The organism is Kitasatospora cineracea (assembly GCF_003751605.1).
Lineage (GTDB): Bacteria > Actinomycetota > Actinomycetes > Streptomycetales > Streptomycetaceae > Kitasatospora > Kitasatospora cineracea.
Window position 1 is genome coordinate 3,608,163 of sequence record NZ_RJVJ01000001.1, and the last position, 15,464, is coordinate 3,623,626.

Genomic DNA, 15,464 nt, shown 5'->3' on the forward strand with positions numbered 1-15,464 from the left:
ATCCGGACAGAGCTGCGCGGAGTCTTCCGGCGGTGGTGCGGCGGGCCCCACCATGGGGGCAGTACGGGGACTTTCGGTGAGGGGAGCACACCGTGTCCGATTCTTCCGTTCCCAGCTGTCCGTTCCTCGACCCGGCCGGGGCCGCGCTGCACGCGGAGGCCGCGGAACTGCGCGAGCAGGGCCCGGCGGTGTGGGTGGAGCTGCCGGGCGGGGTGCGGGCCTGGTCGGTGACCCGGCACGCGGTGATCCAGGCGCTGACCACCGACCCGCGGGTCTCCCGGGACTTCCGGCTGCACTGGCCGGGGGCGGCGGAGGTGCCGGAGGGCTGGGTGCTGGGGCCGGTGGCGTTCCAGGACAGCTTCGTCAACCAGTACGGGGCCGAGCACCGGGCCGCGCGGAACCGGCTCGCGCCGACCTTCCTGCCGCGCCGGGTGGAGCGGATGCGCCCGCAGGTGCAGGCCACGGCGGACCGGCTGGTGGCGGCCATGGCCGAACTGGCCCCCGGGGAGCGTACGGACCTGCGGCTGGCGCTGTCCCGGCCGCTCACCCTGACGGTGATCTGCGACCTGTTCGGCGTGCCGGAGGAGCTGCGCGGCGCGCTCTGCGAGGCGATCGACACCGTGCTGGACTCCTCGCTCTCCGAAGACCGCGCGCTCGCCGCGCAGATCGAACTCGACGTCCGGCTGCGCGAGTTGCTGGCACGCAAACGGACCGACCCGGCGGCCGACCTGACCAGCGACCTGCTGCTGTCCGACCGCCCCGGCGAACGTCCGCTGTCCGAGCCCGAGTTGGTCGGCACCCTGTTCACGATGATCACCGGCGGGTTCGAGACCGCCGTCAACCTGATCACCAGCGCGGCCCTCGAACTGCTCACCCACCCGGCCGAGTTGGCCCGGGTGCGGACGGGCGCGACCGGCTGGGCGGACGTGATCGAGGAGACCCTGCGGGTCGAGGGCCCGGTGATGCACGTCCCGCTGCGCTACGCGGTCGAGGACCTCGACCTCGGAGAAGGCGTGCTGATCCGCAAGGGCGACCCGATCATCCTCGGCTTCGCCGCCGCCGGCCGGGACCCGCGGGTGCACCCGGAGCGCCCGGACGCGTTCGACCCGGCCCGCGCCGACAAGAGCCACCTGGCGTTCGGCCACGGCCCGCACTTCTGCGTCGGCGCCCCGCTCGCCCGGCTGGAGGCGGAGATCGCGCTCAGCACCCTGTTCGCCCGGCTGCCCGCCCTGGCCCTGGCCGAGCCCGACCGGACGCCCGACCGCCTCCCGTCGATGATCGTCAACGGCCCGGCCGCGCTGGACGTGGTGCCCCGGCCGGTGGCCGGATGACCGCCGACCGGCCGTTCGCCCCGCCCGCCGGGTCCGCGCCGCGGCCGGCGGGACCCGCCCGCCCGGCCGCGGGCTGCCCCGTGCTCGACCCGGCCGGGGCCGCGCTGCACGCGGAGGCCGCGGAACTGCGCGAGCAGGGCCCGGCGGTGTGGGTGGAACTGCCGGGCGGGGTGCGGGCCTGGTCGGTGACCCGGCACGCCGAGATCCAGGCGCTGGCCGCCGACCCCCGGCTGTCCCGGGACCACCGGCACTGGCCGGACGCGCACCTGGCGCCGGAGGGCTGGGCGCTGGCCCCGTTCGCGTTCCAGGACAGCTTCTTCAACACGCACGGCGCCGAGCACCGCCGCGCCCGGGCCCGGATCGCCCCGGCGTTCTCGCCGCGCCGGGTCGAACTGCTCCGCCCCCACGTCCGGGAGACCGCCGAACGCCTGGTCGGAGCGCTGGCCGCGCTGCCGCCCGGAACGCGCGCCGACCTGCGGCAGACACTGTCGCTGCCGCTGACCATGACGGTGATCTGCGACCTGTTCGGCGTGCCGGAACACCTGCGCGGCGCGCTCGGCCACGCCATCGACACCCTGATGGACTCCTCCCTCGCCCCGCCCGCCGCCCTCGCCGCCCAGGCCGAACTGGCCGTCCGGCTCGCCGAGTTGCTGGCCCACAAGCGGGCCCACCCGGCCGCCGACCTGACCGGCGACCTGCTGCTGTCGGCCGGCCCGGACGGCCACCCGCTGCCCGAACCGCTCCTGCTCGGCACCCTGTTCGCCATGGTCGGCGCCGGGTACGAGACCACCGTCAACCTGATCACCAGCGCGGCCCTCGAACTGCTCACCCACCCGGCCGAGTTGGCCCGGGCACGGGCGGGCGCGACCGGCTGGGCGGACGTGGTCGAGGAGACCCTGCGGGTCGAGGGCCCGGTGATGCACCTGCCACTGCGCTACGCCCTGGCGGACGTCGACCTCGGCGAGGGCGTCCTGATCCGCAAGGGCGACCCGGTCCTGCTCGGCTTCGCCGCCGCCGGCCGGGACCCGCGGGTGCACCCCGCGGACCCGGACGCGTTCGACCCGGGCCGCCCCGACAAGAGCCACCTGGCGTTCGGGTACGGCCCGCACTTCTGCCTCGGCGCCCACCTGGCCCGGCTGGAGGCGGAGACCGCCCTGAGCACCCTGTTCGCCCGGCTGCCCGCCCTGGCCCTGGCCGAGCCCGACCGGCCACCCGCCCGGCTCCCGTCGATGATCGTCAACGGCCCGGCCACCCTGGACGTGGTGCCCCGCCCGCTCCCCGCCCCCGAACCCGACGACCGCCCACGCCCCTGCTGAACCGCACCCACCGCCCCCGACCGCCGGGCCCGCCGTCGACCGCCTCCCTGCCCCGGCGGCCCGTTGCTGCCACTGCCCCTGTCCCGGCCTCCGCCCCCGCCTCTCCCCTCCCGCACCCCGCCCCCGGCGGGCCTCTCGGTAGGGTGGGGCCCGGCCAGGGACGACTCCAGGAGGCGGTGTGCGGCAGTACCGGGCGATGGTGGCGGTGGGGGACTCGTTCACCGAGGGGATGTGCGACGACACCCTGCCCGACGGGCAGTTCCGCGGCTGGGCGGACCGGGTCGCCGACGCGCTGGCCGCCGAGGCGGGGGCGGACGGCTTCCGGTACGCGAACCTGGCGGTGCGGGGCAAGCTGATCGGTCAGATCCGGGCCGAGCAGGTCGACCTGGCCGCGGCCACCGACGCCGACCTGGTGACGCTGGCGGGCGGCCTGAACGACGTGCTGCGCCCGGGCTGCGAGGTGGCCGAGGTCGAGCGGCTGCTCGGCGAGTGCACCCGCGAACTGCTGGCCGAGGGCCGCACCGTGGTGCTGTTCACCTCCACCGATCCGACCCGGCGGATGGCGGGCAGCAGCCGCCTGCTGCCCGCCATCCTGCGGATGAAGGCGTTCGTGGAGGGCGTGGTCCGGGAGCACCCGGGCGGGGTGGTGCTGGTGGACCTGTTCTCGGCGCCGGTGTTCGACGACCGTCGGCTCTGGGCCGAGGACCGGCTGCACCTGTCCCCGGAGGGCCACCGCCGGGTCGCGCTGGCGGTGCTGGAGGCGCTCGGCCGCCCGTCCGCCGAGGACTGGCGGGCCCCGCTGGCCGAGCCGGACACCCGCACCCGCGGCCGGAAGGCCCGTGAGGATGTCCGCTGGCTGGGCACCCACGTCGGCCCGTGGATCGGCCGCCGCCTGCGCGGCCGCTCCTCCGGGGACGGCCGCCCGGCGAAGCGCCCGGAGCTGCTGCCGTACGAGGGCTGAACGCCGACGGCCGGCAGCGGTCACCGGCAGCTGTCAGCCGTCCGGCCGTCAGCCGTCCAGCCGGACGGTGATGCCGACGGTGCCGCCCTTGCCGCGCCGCAGCCGGCTGCCGAGCAGGGTGAGCCGCCCGACCAGCCCGTACTTGCGGCCGAGCAGCTGCCGGTAGCGCTCGGTGGTGGCGGGGTCGGCGATCTCGGCGGTGGCGGGCAGCGGGGAGCCGCTCGGGTTGCCGCGCACGTCGCACGGTCCGACCAGGACGTCGCCGCGCCGCCGGATCCGCTTGACCTTCCAGGAGTCGGCGACGGTCCACACCCCCAGCGCGTCGCCGTCCCGGACCACCCAGACCGGGGTGGCGACGGGGCTGCCGTCCTTCTTGTAACTGGTGATCAGCAGGTACTTCCCGGCGGCGAGCCGGTCCAGCGCGGTGTCGGCCATCGGGGCAGTCTACGTCTCCCGACGGCCCGTCAGGCCGCCGAGGCGGCGCCGGTGCCGACGGGCCGGGGCGAGGCGGTGGCCCGCCACAGCCGGGCGGCGGACCAGAGCGAGGCGGCCAGCAGCAGCCCGTTGCGGAGCAGGATGACCGCGGTCGGCCACCAGCCGCCGGCCTGCATCGCGTCGAAGAACAGCGGGTAGTCGACGGTGGTGACGCCGACCACGGGCAGCAGCAGCAGGGCGACCGGCCGCTGCGTGGTGTCCTCCACGGTCAGGCAGACGGCGGCCAGGCCGATCAGCCAGACCAGGTACTGCGGGGAGATCACCCGGCTGGTGACGGTGAACAGCAGCACCGCGGTCAGCGCCGCGTCGTACGGGGTGGCGGCCGTCCAGCGCCGGGCCCGGACCCGCCACAGCAGCAGCCAGCCGAAGGCCGCGGCGGTCAGCAGCAGCGACAACTGGGCGATCCGGTGCACGTACCGGCCGAGGAACTCGAACGAGCCGTAGTGCTGCTCGACCCGGCCGGACCAGCCGAACTGCCGTGCCGCCTGCAGGGCGCTGCCGCCCAGCGACTCGATCTCCACGCCGCGCCCGCCCTGGGCGTGCAGGAAGCCGAGGGTGTGGTCGAAGCAGGCGGCGAGGACCAGCAGCAGGGCGAGCGCGGAGAGCGCGGCGGCCGTCCAGGTCTGCCGGGTGGTGCGGCCGCGCGGGGTGCCGAGCAGCGTCAGCGCGGGCCAGACCTTGACCATCGCGCCGATCCCGGCCAGTACCCCGCCCAGCCGCGGCCGGGCCGGGAACAGCAGCAGCGCGCCGACCGCGAGCGCGGTCGCCGACAGGTCGTAGCGCCCGTACGGCAGGCCGAGCAGCAGCGGCAGGGCCAGCGCCCACGCCCAGGCCCCCCAGGTCGAGCGCCCCGGGCCGCGGCCGGCCGCCAGCAGGGCGGCCTGCACGGCGGCGTCGGCCAGCAGGGACAGCAGCACGAAGGACTGGAGGTACGTCAGGAACGGCAGCAGGCCCGGGGCGAGCATCGGCAGCGCCGCGCCGGGCGGGTACTGCCAGGTGACGTCGCCGACCGGGAAGGTGCCGGTGCGCAGGACCTGGTACCAGCCGTGGTAGAGCCGGTGCACCTCGATGGCGGGCTCGGTCCGGCCGGAGCGGATCAGCCCGACCATCAGCACCCGGCCGGCGATCCAGTACGCGGCGAGGGCCAGCACCTCGCGGGGCCAGTCGGCGGGGCGGGTCCAGCGGACCGGCCGGTCGGGCGGCCGGAGGGCCGGGGCCGGGGTCGGTGCGGGGGCCGGTGCCGGGGCGGGGGCCTGCGCCACCATGTCCTCCAATGCGCGCGGACGGCAGCTCCGGCAGCGGCGCCGACGAGAGCCCGGAAAACGGTCGTCCACCTCTCATACCAGACGATCCGACCGGCCTCCGGGCCGCCCGGACGCGTGTCCGCCCGCGTCCCCGGAACGCGCCACGCTCCGGGCGGCCGACCGGTCCACCGGATGGACGTCGGCCGGACCTGCCAGAATGCACGGGCGACACCGCGCAACCGTCCGAAGGGGTGACCGGCACCGTGACCATGTCCGTCGAACGCAAGATCGCCGAAGAACTCGGCGTCCGCGAGAACCAGGTGCAGGCCGCCGTCGGCCTGCTCGACGGCGGTGCGACCGTGCCCTTCATCGCCCGGTACCGCAAGGAGGCCACCGGCGCCCTCGACGACACCCAGCTGCGCACCCTGGAGGAGCGGCTGCGGTACCTGCGCGAGCTGGCGGAGCGCCGCACCGCCGTCCTGGAGTCGATCGAGGCCCAGGGCAAGCTGGACGACGCGCTGCGCGCGCAGATCCTCGCCGCCGACTCCAAGGCCCGGCTGGAGGACATCTACCTCCCGTACAAGCCCAAGCGGCGCACCAAGGCGCAGATCGCCCGCGAGGCCGGCCTCGAACCGCTCGCCGACACCCTGCTGAACGACCCCTCCCGGGACCCCGCCGCGCTCGCCGCCGGGTACGTCAACGAGCAGGTCGCCGACGCGCCCGCCGCGCTGGAGGGCGCCCGGGCCATCCTGGTCGAGCGCTTCGGCGAGGACGCCGACCTGGTCGGCTCGCTGCGCGAGCGGATGTGGACCCGCGGCCGGCTGGTCGCCAAGGTCCGGGGCGGCAAGGAGCAGGACGGCGCCAAGTTCGCCGACTACTTCGACTTCGCCGAGCCGTACACCAAGCTGCCCTCGCACCGGATCCTGGCCATGCTGCGCGGCGAGAAGGAGGAGGTCCTCGACCTCGAACTCTCCCCGTTCGACGGCGAGCAGGAGGCCGACCTGCCCGGCGCCAGCGACTACGAGCAGCGGATCGCCGCCCGGTTCGGCATCGCCGACCGCGGCCGCCCCGCCGACAAGTGGCTGACCGACACCGTCCGCTGGGCCTGGCGCACCCGCGTGCTGGTCCGGCTCGGCATCGACCTGCGGACCAGGCTGCGCGCCGAGGCCGAGGACGAGGCGGTCCGGGTCTTCGCCGCCAACCTGCGCGACCTGCTGCTCGCCGCCCCCGCCGGGACGCGCGCCACCATGGGCCTCGACCCGGGCTTCCGCACCGGCGTCAAGGTCGCGGTGGTCGACGCCACCGGCAAGGTCGTCGCGCACGAGACGATCTACCCGCACCAGCCCGCCAACAAGTGGGACGCCGCGCTCGCCACGCTGGCCCGGCTCGCCGCCCAGTACCGGGTGGACCTGGTGGCGATCGGCAACGGCACCGCGTCCCGGGAGACCGACCGGCTGGCCGCCGACCTGATCAAGCGCCACCCCGAGCTGGGCCTCACCAAGGTGATGGTCAGTGAGGCCGGAGCGTCCGTCTACTCGGCCTCCGCGTTCGCCGCCCAGGAGCTGCCCGGCCTGGACGTGTCGATCCGCGGCGCCGTCTCGATCGCCCGCCGCCTGCAGGACCCGCTGGCCGAGCTCGTCAAGATCGACCCCAAGTCGATCGGCGTCGGCCAGTACCAGCACGACCTGAGCGAGCTCAAGCTCTCCCGCTCGCTGGACGCCGTGGTCGAGGACTGCGTCAACGCCGTCGGCGTCGACGTCAACACCGCCTCCGCGCCGCTGCTCACCCGGGTCTCCGGCATCACCGGCACGCTGGCCGACAACATCGTCGCCCACCGCGACGCCAACGGGCCGTTCCGCACCCGCAAGGCGCTCAAGGACGTCGCCCGGCTCGGCCCCAAGGCGTTCGAGCAGTGCGCGGGCTTCCTGCGCATCCCCGGCGGCGACGACCCGCTGGACGCCTCGGCCGTCCACCCCGAGGCGTACCCGGTGGTGCGCCGGATCCTCACCGCGACCGGCGGGCAGCTCGGCGAACTGATCGGCAACGGCGCGGTGCTGCGCGCGCTGCGCCCCGGCGACTTCGCCGACGCGACCTTCGGCGTGCCGACCGTCACCGACATCCTCGGCGAGCTCGACAAGCCCGGCCGCGACCCGCGCCCCGCCTTCCAGACCGCCACCTTCAAGGACGGCGTGGAGAAGATCTCCGACCTGGAGGTCGGCATGGTGCTGGAGGGCGTGGTCACCAACGTCGCCGCGTTCGGCGCCTTCGTCGACATCGGCGTGCACCAGGACGGCCTGGTGCACGTCTCCGCGCTGTCGAAGAACTTCGTCAAGGACCCGCGCGAGGTGGTCAAGCCCGGCGACATCGTCCGCGCCAAGGTCACCACCGTCGACGTCGCGCGCAAGCGGATCGGCCTGACCCTGCGGCTCGACGACGACACCACCCCCGGCTCGGGATCCGGCTCGGGCTCGGGCTCCGGCGGCAACCGCCGCGAGCAGTCCCCCCGCCGCGACTCCCGGCCCCCGCGCCAGGACCGCCGGCCGAACACCGCCCAGCCCGCCCCCGCCAACTCGGCCATGGCCGACGCCCTCCGCCGCGCGGGCCTGGGCAAGTAGCGCGCCCCGGGGGGCGGCCGGGCCCGGCCGCCCCTCAGCCGGTGCGGGACTCCACGGCGAGCGCGACGAGTTCGGGCCACCAGGGTTCGCGGTACTGGGAGAGGAGCCGCTGGGCCTCCTCGGGGGCGACGGGGCGGACCTCGACGACCTGCTCGCCGTCGTCGGGGTTGGTGGGGGCGGAGTCGACCAGGACGTCGGCCCAGCCCCAGAGCCACGCCTTCACCGGGTGCGGCTGCCAGGGGCGGTAGGGCACCGGGGTGTCGGTGACCGCCAGGTGGTGGCCGATCCAGGTCGGCGGCCCGACCAGCCGGGCGCCGGCCTCCTCGCGCAACTCGCGCTCCAGGCAGGACTCGACGCTCTCGGCGGCCTCCCGGGTGCCGCCGGGCAGGAACCAGTGGCCCCGGACGTCCCGGCACAGGACGACCCGGCCCTCGGCGAAGCCCACCAGGTGGATGTTGGTGACCAGCTCGTCCGGCGGCAGATCGGTGCTGAACTGGGCGTCGATACCGCCCCACTCCCAGCGCTGCGGCGCGTGCAGGGCCGGGTACCGGGCCGCCAGTTCGGTGCTTTCGCTTGCTCTGCGTGTGGTGTCCGTCATCGATCGATCGTAGTCCTGAACGGTCCCGGACGAACCCGGATGGTCAACAAGGCGGACGAAACGTCACCCGCCCGTGGCGAACCGTCAACCCGCCGCGCTGGACGTTCACCTGACGGTCCCTCATGGAGCGAATGCCGGGGGCACGGAACCGGCCCGGCCGATCGCGCTTACTGACTGTGGGGGAGCGCGACGGCCGGGCCGTGTGGGGGTTGGTTCTCAACACCCGTCCCGGGGACGGGTTTCGAACACCGTGCACGAGGCGGCCGGACCGCCCCGTGCACTCAAAATGCCCGGGTCGCCGAGGCCCGTCAAGCGTTCCCCGCCCGGCTTGAGCCACCCTTAAGGCTCCCTTCGCCGACACCACTGGTGCGGCCCTCCCGCCCCGGGCCCGGGCCGCCGGACGGCTCCAGCCGGACCTCGCTCCACACGGTGTCCTGCACCAGGCCGCCAGTGCAGGGGAGGATCGAGCGCCGGTGCCCCCAGCGGTCGCCCAGCGCGAGGGCCGCCAGTACCCCGGGCACGTCCGGCGCGGGCCGGGTCGAGCGGAGTTCGACCCGGTACCCGTCCTCGAAGGAGATCAGCCACGCCTCCTCCCCGCCGGCCCGCGCCAGCCGGTCCGCGATCGTCCACGCCCGCCGCCGGACCTCCTCGCCGGGGTCCGCCGGCCGCTCCTCAGAGCGCATCCGACTCCCCCCGCCCGTCGGCACACCGCGGACACCGGCAGGCCGGCCAGGTCAGCGCGGAGCGCGGCGCGGGCACGAGCGGCTCGTCGGACGTGCAGGACGAGACCGGCAGCCGGGTGCCGTCGGCCCGCACCGTGTAGACGCGGATCGTCAACTTCGCTCTCGACTCCGGGTACGGGTGGTCGGACATGGGGGATGACCTCGCGGCTGGTGGTGCTGGACGGAAGGGGGTGCGGCGGGGTGGGCGGTCAGGCCGGCAGGTTCCCACCCGGGCCGTCTCCGGTGAGGCCGTCCACCATGGCGGCGCGGAGTTCTGCCGTTGTGCTCATCTGCCGGGGCCTTTCGCCAACTGGTCGGGACGATGGGGGAATGCGGACGCTGTGTGACCGTCCGTGTGTCCATGGTAGCGGGATCGCTGACGCTCCGCCACCATCTGAACCGGACAGTCTGGATATTTCAGTTGGGGGGCAACTGCCGTGAACAAGAAGGACCTTGACCCCACGATTTCTCCCGCGCACGCGTTCGGGGTCCAGTTCCGGCGCTCGCGCGAGACGAAGGGGCTCACCCAGGCCCAGCTCGGGGATCTGCTGGGGGTCACGGGCACCTACGTCGGCTGCTTCGAGCGCGCGAGCCGGATGCCTCACATCGACACCGTGAACAGGGCGGACGAGGTGCTGGAGACCGGCGGGACGCTGGCGCTGATGTACTGGAACATCCGGCACACCGCACTGTTCGAAGGCTTTCCGGAGTTCACCGAGTGCGAGGCGAAGGCCACCGAGCTGCGACTCTTCGAACTCGGCATCATGCCGGGGCTGCTCCAGACCCCGGAGTACGCGCAGGTCGAACTCGCCGCTGGAGTCTCGCGTGGCAACATTTCAACCGAACAGGCCGCCGAGCGGCTCTCCTTCCGGCTCGCCCGGCAGGCGGCGATCACCCGACAGCCGGCGCCCATGATCCACGTGGTGATGGACGAGAGTGCACTCCGCTGGCAGGTCGGCGGTCCTGCGGTGATGGTTCCGCAGCTGCGCCGCGTCGAAGAACTGGCCGAACTGCCGAACATGATCATCCAGGTGGCGCCCTTCAGCCTCGGCGCTCGCCGCCCGTTCCACCACTCCTTGACCCTGCTCACTCTCCCCAACCACATGCAGATCGGCTACGTGGAGGATATGAAGCAAGGACACCTCGAACGAGACATCCCCACTGTTCGGGAGTGGTCCAGGGACTACGCTCGCCTGCAGGCTGACGCGCCGTCCGTGGCCGACTCGATGGCGACGGTCCGTGCCGTACGAAAGGAACTGGAACGGTGACCCTTCTCCCCGACCTGAGCGCCGCGCGTTGGAGCAAGTCGAGCTACAGCGGTTCCGGCGGCCAGTGCGTCGAACCGGCGATGAACCTTGTTCAGATGCACGGCATCGTCCCGGTCCGGGACTCGAAGGACCCGCAGGGGCCGGTGCTGGTGTTCCCCGCCGGGGCGTTCGCCGCGTTCGTGGCGGCGGTCAAGTCCGGTGGGTTCGGCGAGGTCTGAGGCTGCGGGGGTGCGGCGAAGCCCCGCGGGCCCGGGGTTCGGGTGCGCGGGGCTTCGTGGTGCCCGGGTGCGGGTGCGGGTCAGGCGCGGACCAGGGCCTTGCCGGCGGCGGTGGCGGCGTCCAGGGCCTGGGTGTGGTACTCGGCGGCGAGGCCGCGCAGGCCCTCCATCGCCGGGTTGACGGCGGCCAGGGTCAGTTCGCGGCGGACGGTGGTCAGCTCGGCGCCCCAGACGTCGCGCAGGATGCGCTCCAGGTACGGGGTGGAGTGGTCCCAGCCCTCGCGGGGGGTGCCGGGGGCGAAGCCGCCGCCGAGCGAGGTGAGCAGGACGACCGGCTTGCCCTTGAGGAGTTCGGCGGTCGGGCCGGCGCCCGCGATGACCAGGTCGACCCAGGTCTTGAAGTGCTGGGAGACGCCCCAGTTGTAGAGCGGGACGGCGATGATCGCGGCGTCGGCGGCGCGCAGCTCCTCGGCCAGGGTGGCGCCGAGCGCGGCGGCCTCCTGCTGCTCGGGGGTGCGCTGGTCCTCGGGGGTGAAGCCGGCCAGGGCGGCGGTGGCCCAGATGTCGCCGGGCAGCGGGTCGGTGCCCAGGTTGCGGCGGGTGACGGTGCCCTCGGGGTGGGCGGCGGCCCACTCGGCCTCGGCGGCGTTGGCGAGCTCGGCGCTGGTGGAGGTGCCGGGCATGATGCTGGCGTCCAGGCGGAACAGGTGCATGACAGAACTCCTCGGTTCGCGCCCCGTCAGGGAAGTGGCGGACGCGGTGGGTACGGCCGGGTGCGGCTGGGTACGGCAAGGTCGGGCACGGGCCGGGGCGCCGTGCTCGACGTAAACGGACTTTACCCCGTTTCTCTCGCCAGGTAAATTGGCGGCATGGACAGCTCCCTGGTCCCCTTCGGAAACCCCCCCACCGAGCGCGCGGACGCGGCCCGCAACCGCGAGGTGCTGCTCTGCACCGCCCGCGCGATGATCGCCGAGCTCGGCGCCGACCGGGTCACCATGGACGGGCTCGCCGAACGGGCCGGGCTGGGCAAGGGCACCGTCTTCCGCCGCTTCGGCACCCGGGCCGGGATCTTCCGCGCCCTGCTCGACGCCGAGGAGCAGCGCTTCCAGTGCCAGGTGCTGTCCGGCCCGCCCCCGCTGGGCCCCGGCGGCGACCCGGTCGACCGGCTGATCGCCTACGGCCGCGCCCGGACGGCCTTCCTGCTGGCCCGGCACGACATCGCCCGCGCCGCGTTCGAGCGCAAGGGCCCCGTCCAGCCCGCCGCCGGCCCCGACTTCTCCCGCCCGCACATCCGGATGCTGCTCGGCCAGGCCGCCCTCGGCCTCCCCGACCCGGACACCCTCGCCCTCCAGCTCACCAGCGCCCTCGAAGGCCCCCCGCTGCTCTTCCTGACCGGCGAGCCGCCCGCCGACCCGGCCGAACGCTGCTACAGCGGCGACCTGCCCACCCTGCTCGGCGACAGCTGGCAGGCCCTGGTCGAACGGCTCGCCCGGCGCTGACCGGCGGCGCACGCGGACGCGCGGGAGGGGGCGGCCCGGGCGGGGCCGCCCCCTCCCGGAGGTGTGTCGAGGGGCCGTCAGGCGCCCGTCAGCCAGATCATCTTGCGGCCGGTCTCGGCCGGGGCGGTCGGCGCCTCCTGGTCGATCCGGTCCAGGGTGTAGCCGAGCTTGCGCGGGACGGCGGCGCTGGCCGCGTTCGACTCGTCGCAGTGGATCTCGGCCCGGGTGATGCCCGGCAGCGCGAGGGCCGCCGAGGTCAGGGCGCGGGCGGCGGCGGTGGCCAGGCCGCGGCCGGTGTGCTCGCGGTGCACCCAGTAGCCGATCTCCAGCGCGCCGGGGCCGATCCGGCCGTGCAGGCCGAAACCGCCGATCACCAGGGCCGGTTCGGCGTCCAGGCCGAGCAGGTACAGGAAGTCGCTGCCCTCGTCCCAGGCCGCCTCGCCGCGCACCGAGAGCTGCTCGCTCTCCGGGAGGGTCGGCGCCTGCTGGGCCCAGGGCATCCACGGACGCAGGTGGTCGAGGTTGGCGAGCACCGCGGCGTTCAGCCCGGCGGCGTCCGCCAGCCGGCGGCGGCGCAGGTGCGCGCCGTCGCCGAGGGGCAGCAGCTCGGGCGGGCGGCCCGCGGTGAGCGGTCGCGCAACGTTGTCAGGTGCGTCGGTGGAGTGACTCATGAACGGAGTATGCGCCATGCACCAACGCGCCGACCAGCGGATATCGGGACCGCCCCCCGTGCCCGTCAGAGCCGGACCATCACCTCGTCCAGCGGCTTGCGGACCAGGTCGGGCACCCGGGCGTCCTCGGCCGGGTAGCCGACCGGGATGACGTACGCGGCGCGCTCCTCCGGCGGGCGGTCGCAGACCTCGTTCAGGAAGCGCATCGGGCTGGGCGTGTGGGTCAGCGTGGCCAGGCCCGCCTGGTGCAGGGCGGAGAGCAGGAAGCCGACCGCGATGCCCACCGACTCCTTGGTGTAGTAGGGGCGCGGCGAGTGCGGGCCCTTGTGCACCTCGAACACCACGATCACCGCGGGCGCGTCCTCCAGGAACGGCTTGCGCCAGTCGGTGCCGATCGGGGCCAGCGCCGCCAGCCACTCCTCGGACGCCCGGTGGTCGTAGAACTCGCGCTCCTCCGCCTCCGCGGCCTCCCGCAGCCGCCGCTTGCGCTCCGGATCGGTGATCACCACGAACCGCCACGGCTGCACGTGCGCGCCGCTCGGCGCGGTCGCCGCCGTCCGCACCGCCCACTCCACCACCCCCTCGGGCAGCGGGCGGGTCGAGTAGTCGCGCACGGTGCGGCGCTGGTCCATCACCTGGTGGAAGGCCCGGCAGCGGTCGGCCGCCTCGTGGGCGGGGACACTCATCGGGCGGAGCGGCGTCGTCGGGTGGGACGGCGCCGGAGCGGGTGCACTGTCAACCATGCGCGCCAGCCCAGCACGCGACGCGCCCCGGCGGAAGGGGCCGGGGCGCGGTCGGCACGTACTGGCAAGAAGCGGTCGGCACGTACCGGCGAGGACGGCGGGCGGGGCCGGGGCCGGGGCGCTACGCCTCGGTGACCCGGCCGTCCGCGACCACCAGGCGCCGGTTCACCTGCACGGTGTCCAGCATCCGCCGGTCGTGGGTGACCAGCAGCAGGGTGCCGGTGTACGAGGCCAGCGCCTGCTCCAACTGCTCGATCGCGGGCAGGTCCAGGTGGTTGGTCGGCTCGTCCAGCACCAGCAGGTTCACCCCGCGGGCCTGCAGCAGCGCCAGCGCCGCCCTGGTCCGCTCGCCCGGCGAGAGCGTCCCGGCCGGGCGCAGCACGTGCACCGACTTCAGGCCGAACTTGGCCAGCAGGGTGCGGACGTCCTCCGGGTTCATCTCCGGCACGGCCGCCGAGAACGCCGCCAGCAGCGGCTGCTCCGCGTCCCCGCCGAACAGGTGCCCGCGGGCCTGCTCCACCTCGCCGATCAGCACGCCGGAGCCGAGCGCCGCGGAGCCCGAGTCCAGCTCCAGGCGGCCCAGCAGCGCCGCCAGCAGCGTCGACTTGCCCGCGCCGTTCGCGCCGGTGATCGCGACCCGGTCCGCCCAGTCGATCTGCAGGTCCACCGGGCCGAACGCGAACTCCCCGCGCCTGACGGCGGCCCGACGGAGCGTCGCCACCACCGAGCCGGAGCGCGGCGCGGCGGCGATCTCCATCCGCAGCTCCCACTCCTTGCGCGGCTCCTCCACCACGTCCAGGCGCTCGATCATCCGCTGGGTCTGCCGGGCCTTCGCGGCTTGCTTCTCGCTGGACTCGGCGCGCTGCGCCCGGGCCTTCTTGTCGTTGTCGCCGCCCTTGCGCCGGGCGTTGCGGACGCCGTTGTCCATCCAGTTGCGCTGCATCTGGGCGCGGGCCTCCAGGCCGGACCTGGTGTCCGCGTACTCCTCGTACTGCTCGCGGGCGTGCCGGCGGGAGATCGCCCGCTCCTCCAGGTACGACTCGTAGCCGCCGCCGTACAGGTTGACCTGCTGCTGGTGCAGGTCCAGCTCCAGCACCTTGGTCGCGGTGCGGGCCAGGAACTCGCGGTCGTGGCTGATCAGCACGGTGCCCGCGCGCAGGCCCTTCACGAACGCCTCCAGGCGCTCCAGGCCGTCCAGGTCCAGGTCGTTGGTGGGCTCGTCCAGCAGGAACACGTCGTAGCGCGACAGCAGCAGCGAGGCCAGGCCCGCCCGGGCCGCCTGGCCGCCGGACAGCGCCGTCATCGGCAGGTCCAGCGAGACCTTCAGGCCGAGCTGGTCGGCGACCTCCTCGGCCCGCTCCTCCAGGTCCGCGCCGCCCAGCTCCAGCCAGCGGTCCAGGCCCGCCGCGTACGCGTCGTCCGCGCCCGGACGGCCCTCCACCAGGCCCTCGGTGGCCTCGTCCAGCGCCGCCTGCGCCGCCGCCACGCCCGTGCGCCGGGCCAGGAAGTCCCGCACCGACTCGCCCTCGCGGCGCTCCGGCTCCTGCGGCAGGTGCCCGACGTTCGCGGTCGGCGGGCTCAGCTTCAGGCTGCCGCCCTCCGGGGCGTCCAGCCCGGCCAGCAGCCGCAGCAGGGTCGACTTCCCGGCGCCGTTCACCCCCACCAGCCCGATCACGTCCCCGGGGGCGACGACCAGGTCCAACCCGGAGAACAGCGTGCGCTCGCCGTGGCCGGCGGCGAGGTCCTTGACGACGAGAGTGGCAGTCATGATGGGGTCGATTCT

At 74.6% G+C, this 15,464-nt stretch carries 16 protein-coding genes; 7 read left to right on the forward strand and 9 right to left on the reverse strand.

Annotated features, from left to right (window positions below):
• Positions 1-92 precede the first annotated feature (92 nt).
• The 3 genes from EDD39_RS16390 to EDD39_RS16400 all read left to right on the forward strand — a co-directional run bounded on the left by EDD39_RS16390 (position 93) and on the right by EDD39_RS16400 (position 3,608).
• Entirely contained in the window at positions 93-1,331 is a 1,239-nt protein-coding gene (locus EDD39_RS16390) for a cytochrome P450 family protein (RefSeq protein WP_123556797.1), read from the forward strand.
• The gene (locus EDD39_RS16395; RefSeq protein WP_123556799.1) at positions 1,328-2,647 is read left to right on the forward strand and encodes a cytochrome P450 family protein; all 1,320 of its coding nucleotides are present in this window, start codon (positions 1,328-1,330) and stop codon (positions 2,645-2,647) included. The genes EDD39_RS16390 and EDD39_RS16395 overlap by 4 nt, the downstream gene beginning before the upstream one ends.
• A 178-nt stretch (positions 2,648-2,825) precedes the next feature.
• The gene (locus EDD39_RS16400) at positions 2,826-3,608 is read left to right on the forward strand and encodes an SGNH/GDSL hydrolase family protein (protein ID WP_123556801.1); all 783 of its coding nucleotides are present in this window, start codon (positions 2,826-2,828) and stop codon (positions 3,606-3,608) included.
• Positions 3,609-3,656: 48 nt separating this feature from the next.
• Here EDD39_RS16400 and EDD39_RS16405 read toward each other — a convergent pair whose 3' ends face one another.
• Both EDD39_RS16405 and EDD39_RS16410 read right to left on the reverse strand, forming a co-directional pair.
• Complete coding sequence (locus EDD39_RS16405) at positions 3,657-4,043, reverse strand: PPOX class F420-dependent oxidoreductase (RefSeq protein WP_123556803.1); 387 nt, start codon at positions 4,041-4,043, stop codon at positions 3,657-3,659.
• A 29-nt stretch (positions 4,044-4,072) separates the two neighbouring features.
• Positions 4,073-5,368, reverse strand: coding sequence for a glycosyltransferase family 87 protein (locus tag EDD39_RS16410; protein WP_123556805.1), 1,296 nt, complete (start codon positions 5,366-5,368; stop codon positions 4,073-4,075).
• Positions 5,369-5,616: 248 nt separating this feature from the next.
• Between EDD39_RS16410 and EDD39_RS16415 the strand changes: the two genes are divergently transcribed.
• Entirely contained in the window at positions 5,617-7,962 is a 2,346-nt protein-coding gene (locus tag EDD39_RS16415) for a Tex family protein (RefSeq protein WP_123560508.1), read from the forward strand.
• A 34-nt stretch (positions 7,963-7,996) separates the two neighbouring features.
• On the opposite strand, the gene EDD39_RS16420 is transcribed toward EDD39_RS16415, so the two are convergent.
• From EDD39_RS16420 to EDD39_RS16430, 3 genes are all read right to left on the reverse strand, one after another.
• Entirely contained in the window at positions 7,997-8,560 is a 564-nt protein-coding gene (locus EDD39_RS16420) for an NUDIX domain-containing protein (RefSeq protein ID WP_123556807.1), read from the reverse strand.
• 308 nt (positions 8,561-8,868) lie between these two features.
• Positions 8,869-9,243: a hypothetical protein gene (locus EDD39_RS16425; protein WP_123556809.1), complete on the reverse strand. Its 375-nt coding sequence runs from the start codon at positions 9,241-9,243 to the stop codon at positions 8,869-8,871.
• Positions 9,233-9,433, reverse strand: a complete 201-nt coding sequence (locus EDD39_RS16430; protein ID WP_123556811.1) for a hypothetical protein — start codon at positions 9,431-9,433, stop codon at positions 9,233-9,235. The genes EDD39_RS16425 and EDD39_RS16430 overlap by 11 nt, the downstream gene beginning before the upstream one ends.
• 286 nt (positions 9,434-9,719) lie before the next feature.
• Between EDD39_RS16430 and EDD39_RS16435 the strand changes: the two genes are divergently transcribed.
• Together EDD39_RS16435 and EDD39_RS16440 are read left to right on the forward strand one after the other, a co-directional pair.
• Positions 9,720-10,550 (forward strand): helix-turn-helix domain-containing protein, encoded by an 831-nt coding sequence (locus tag EDD39_RS16435; RefSeq protein WP_123556813.1) that lies wholly within the window; start codon positions 9,720-9,722, stop codon positions 10,548-10,550.
• On the forward strand, positions 10,547-10,768 hold the full coding sequence (locus tag EDD39_RS16440) for a DUF397 domain-containing protein (RefSeq protein WP_123556815.1): 222 nt from the start codon (positions 10,547-10,549) through the stop codon (positions 10,766-10,768). The genes EDD39_RS16435 and EDD39_RS16440 overlap by 4 nt, the downstream gene beginning before the upstream one ends.
• An 80-nt stretch (positions 10,769-10,848) precedes the next feature.
• Here EDD39_RS16440 and EDD39_RS16445 read toward each other — a convergent pair whose 3' ends face one another.
• The gene (locus EDD39_RS16445; RefSeq protein ID WP_030916132.1) at positions 10,849-11,481 is read right to left on the reverse strand and encodes an FMN-dependent NADH-azoreductase; all 633 of its coding nucleotides are present in this window, start codon (positions 11,479-11,481) and stop codon (positions 10,849-10,851) included.
• 156 nt (positions 11,482-11,637) lie between these two features.
• Here EDD39_RS16445 and EDD39_RS16450 point away from each other — a divergent pair, with 156 nt between their 5' ends.
• Positions 11,638-12,267, forward strand: a complete 630-nt coding sequence (locus tag EDD39_RS16450; protein ID WP_123556817.1) for a TetR/AcrR family transcriptional regulator — start codon at positions 11,638-11,640, stop codon at positions 12,265-12,267.
• A gap of 77 nt (positions 12,268-12,344) precedes the next feature.
• Here the strand turns inward: EDD39_RS16450 and EDD39_RS16455 are convergent, their stop codons facing one another.
• The 3 genes from EDD39_RS16455 to EDD39_RS16465 all read right to left on the reverse strand — a co-directional run bounded on the left by EDD39_RS16455 (position 12,345) and on the right by EDD39_RS16465 (position 15,449).
• Positions 12,345-12,938: a GNAT family N-acetyltransferase gene (locus EDD39_RS16455; protein WP_162870045.1), complete on the reverse strand. Its 594-nt coding sequence runs from the start codon at positions 12,936-12,938 to the stop codon at positions 12,345-12,347.
• A 65-nt stretch (positions 12,939-13,003) separates the two neighbouring features.
• Positions 13,004-13,681, reverse strand: a complete 678-nt coding sequence (locus EDD39_RS16460) for a nitroreductase family protein (protein WP_123556821.1) — start codon at positions 13,679-13,681, stop codon at positions 13,004-13,006.
• Between the two features lie 121 nt (positions 13,682-13,802).
• Positions 13,803-15,449 (reverse strand): ABC-F family ATP-binding cassette domain-containing protein, encoded by a 1,647-nt coding sequence (locus EDD39_RS16465; protein ID WP_123556823.1) that lies wholly within the window; start codon positions 15,447-15,449, stop codon positions 13,803-13,805.
• Positions 15,450-15,464 lie beyond the last annotated feature (15 nt).

Bases quoted from the DNA above. Each gene is read 5' to 3' on its own strand.
- EDD39_RS16395 (WP_123556799.1), top strand. From the start codon at position 1,328: ATGACCGCCGACCGGCCGTTCGCCCCGCCCGCCGGGTCCGCGCCGCGG.
- EDD39_RS16405 (WP_123556803.1), bottom strand. From the start codon at position 4,043: ATGGCCGACACCGCGCTGGACCGGCTCGCCGCCGGGAAGTACCTGCTG.
- EDD39_RS16410 (WP_123556805.1), bottom strand. From the start codon at position 5,368: ATGGTGGCGCAGGCCCCCGCCCCGGCACCGGCCCCCGCACCGACCCCG.
- EDD39_RS16415 (WP_123560508.1), top strand. From the start codon at position 5,617: ATGTCCGTCGAACGCAAGATCGCCGAAGAACTCGGCGTCCGCGAGAAC.
- EDD39_RS16420 (WP_123556807.1), bottom strand. From the start codon at position 8,560: ATGACGGACACCACACGCAGAGCAAGCGAAAGCACCGAACTGGCGGCC.
- EDD39_RS16425 (WP_123556809.1), bottom strand. From the start codon at position 9,243: ATGCGCTCTGAGGAGCGGCCGGCGGACCCCGGCGAGGAGGTCCGGCGG.
- EDD39_RS16430 (WP_123556811.1), bottom strand. From the start codon at position 9,433: ATGTCCGACCACCCGTACCCGGAGTCGAGAGCGAAGTTGACGATCCGC.
- EDD39_RS16445 (WP_030916132.1), bottom strand. From the start codon at position 11,481: ATGCACCTGTTCCGCCTGGACGCCAGCATCATGCCCGGCACCTCCACC.
- EDD39_RS16450 (WP_123556817.1), top strand. From the start codon at position 11,638: ATGGACAGCTCCCTGGTCCCCTTCGGAAACCCCCCCACCGAGCGCGCG.
- EDD39_RS16455 (WP_162870045.1), bottom strand. From the start codon at position 12,938: ATGAGTCACTCCACCGACGCACCTGACAACGTTGCGCGACCGCTCACC.
- EDD39_RS16460 (WP_123556821.1), bottom strand. From the start codon at position 13,681: ATGGTTGACAGTGCACCCGCTCCGGCGCCGTCCCACCCGACGACGCCG.
- EDD39_RS16465 (WP_123556823.1), bottom strand. From the start codon at position 15,449: ATGACTGCCACTCTCGTCGTCAAGGACCTCGCCGCCGGCCACGGCGAG.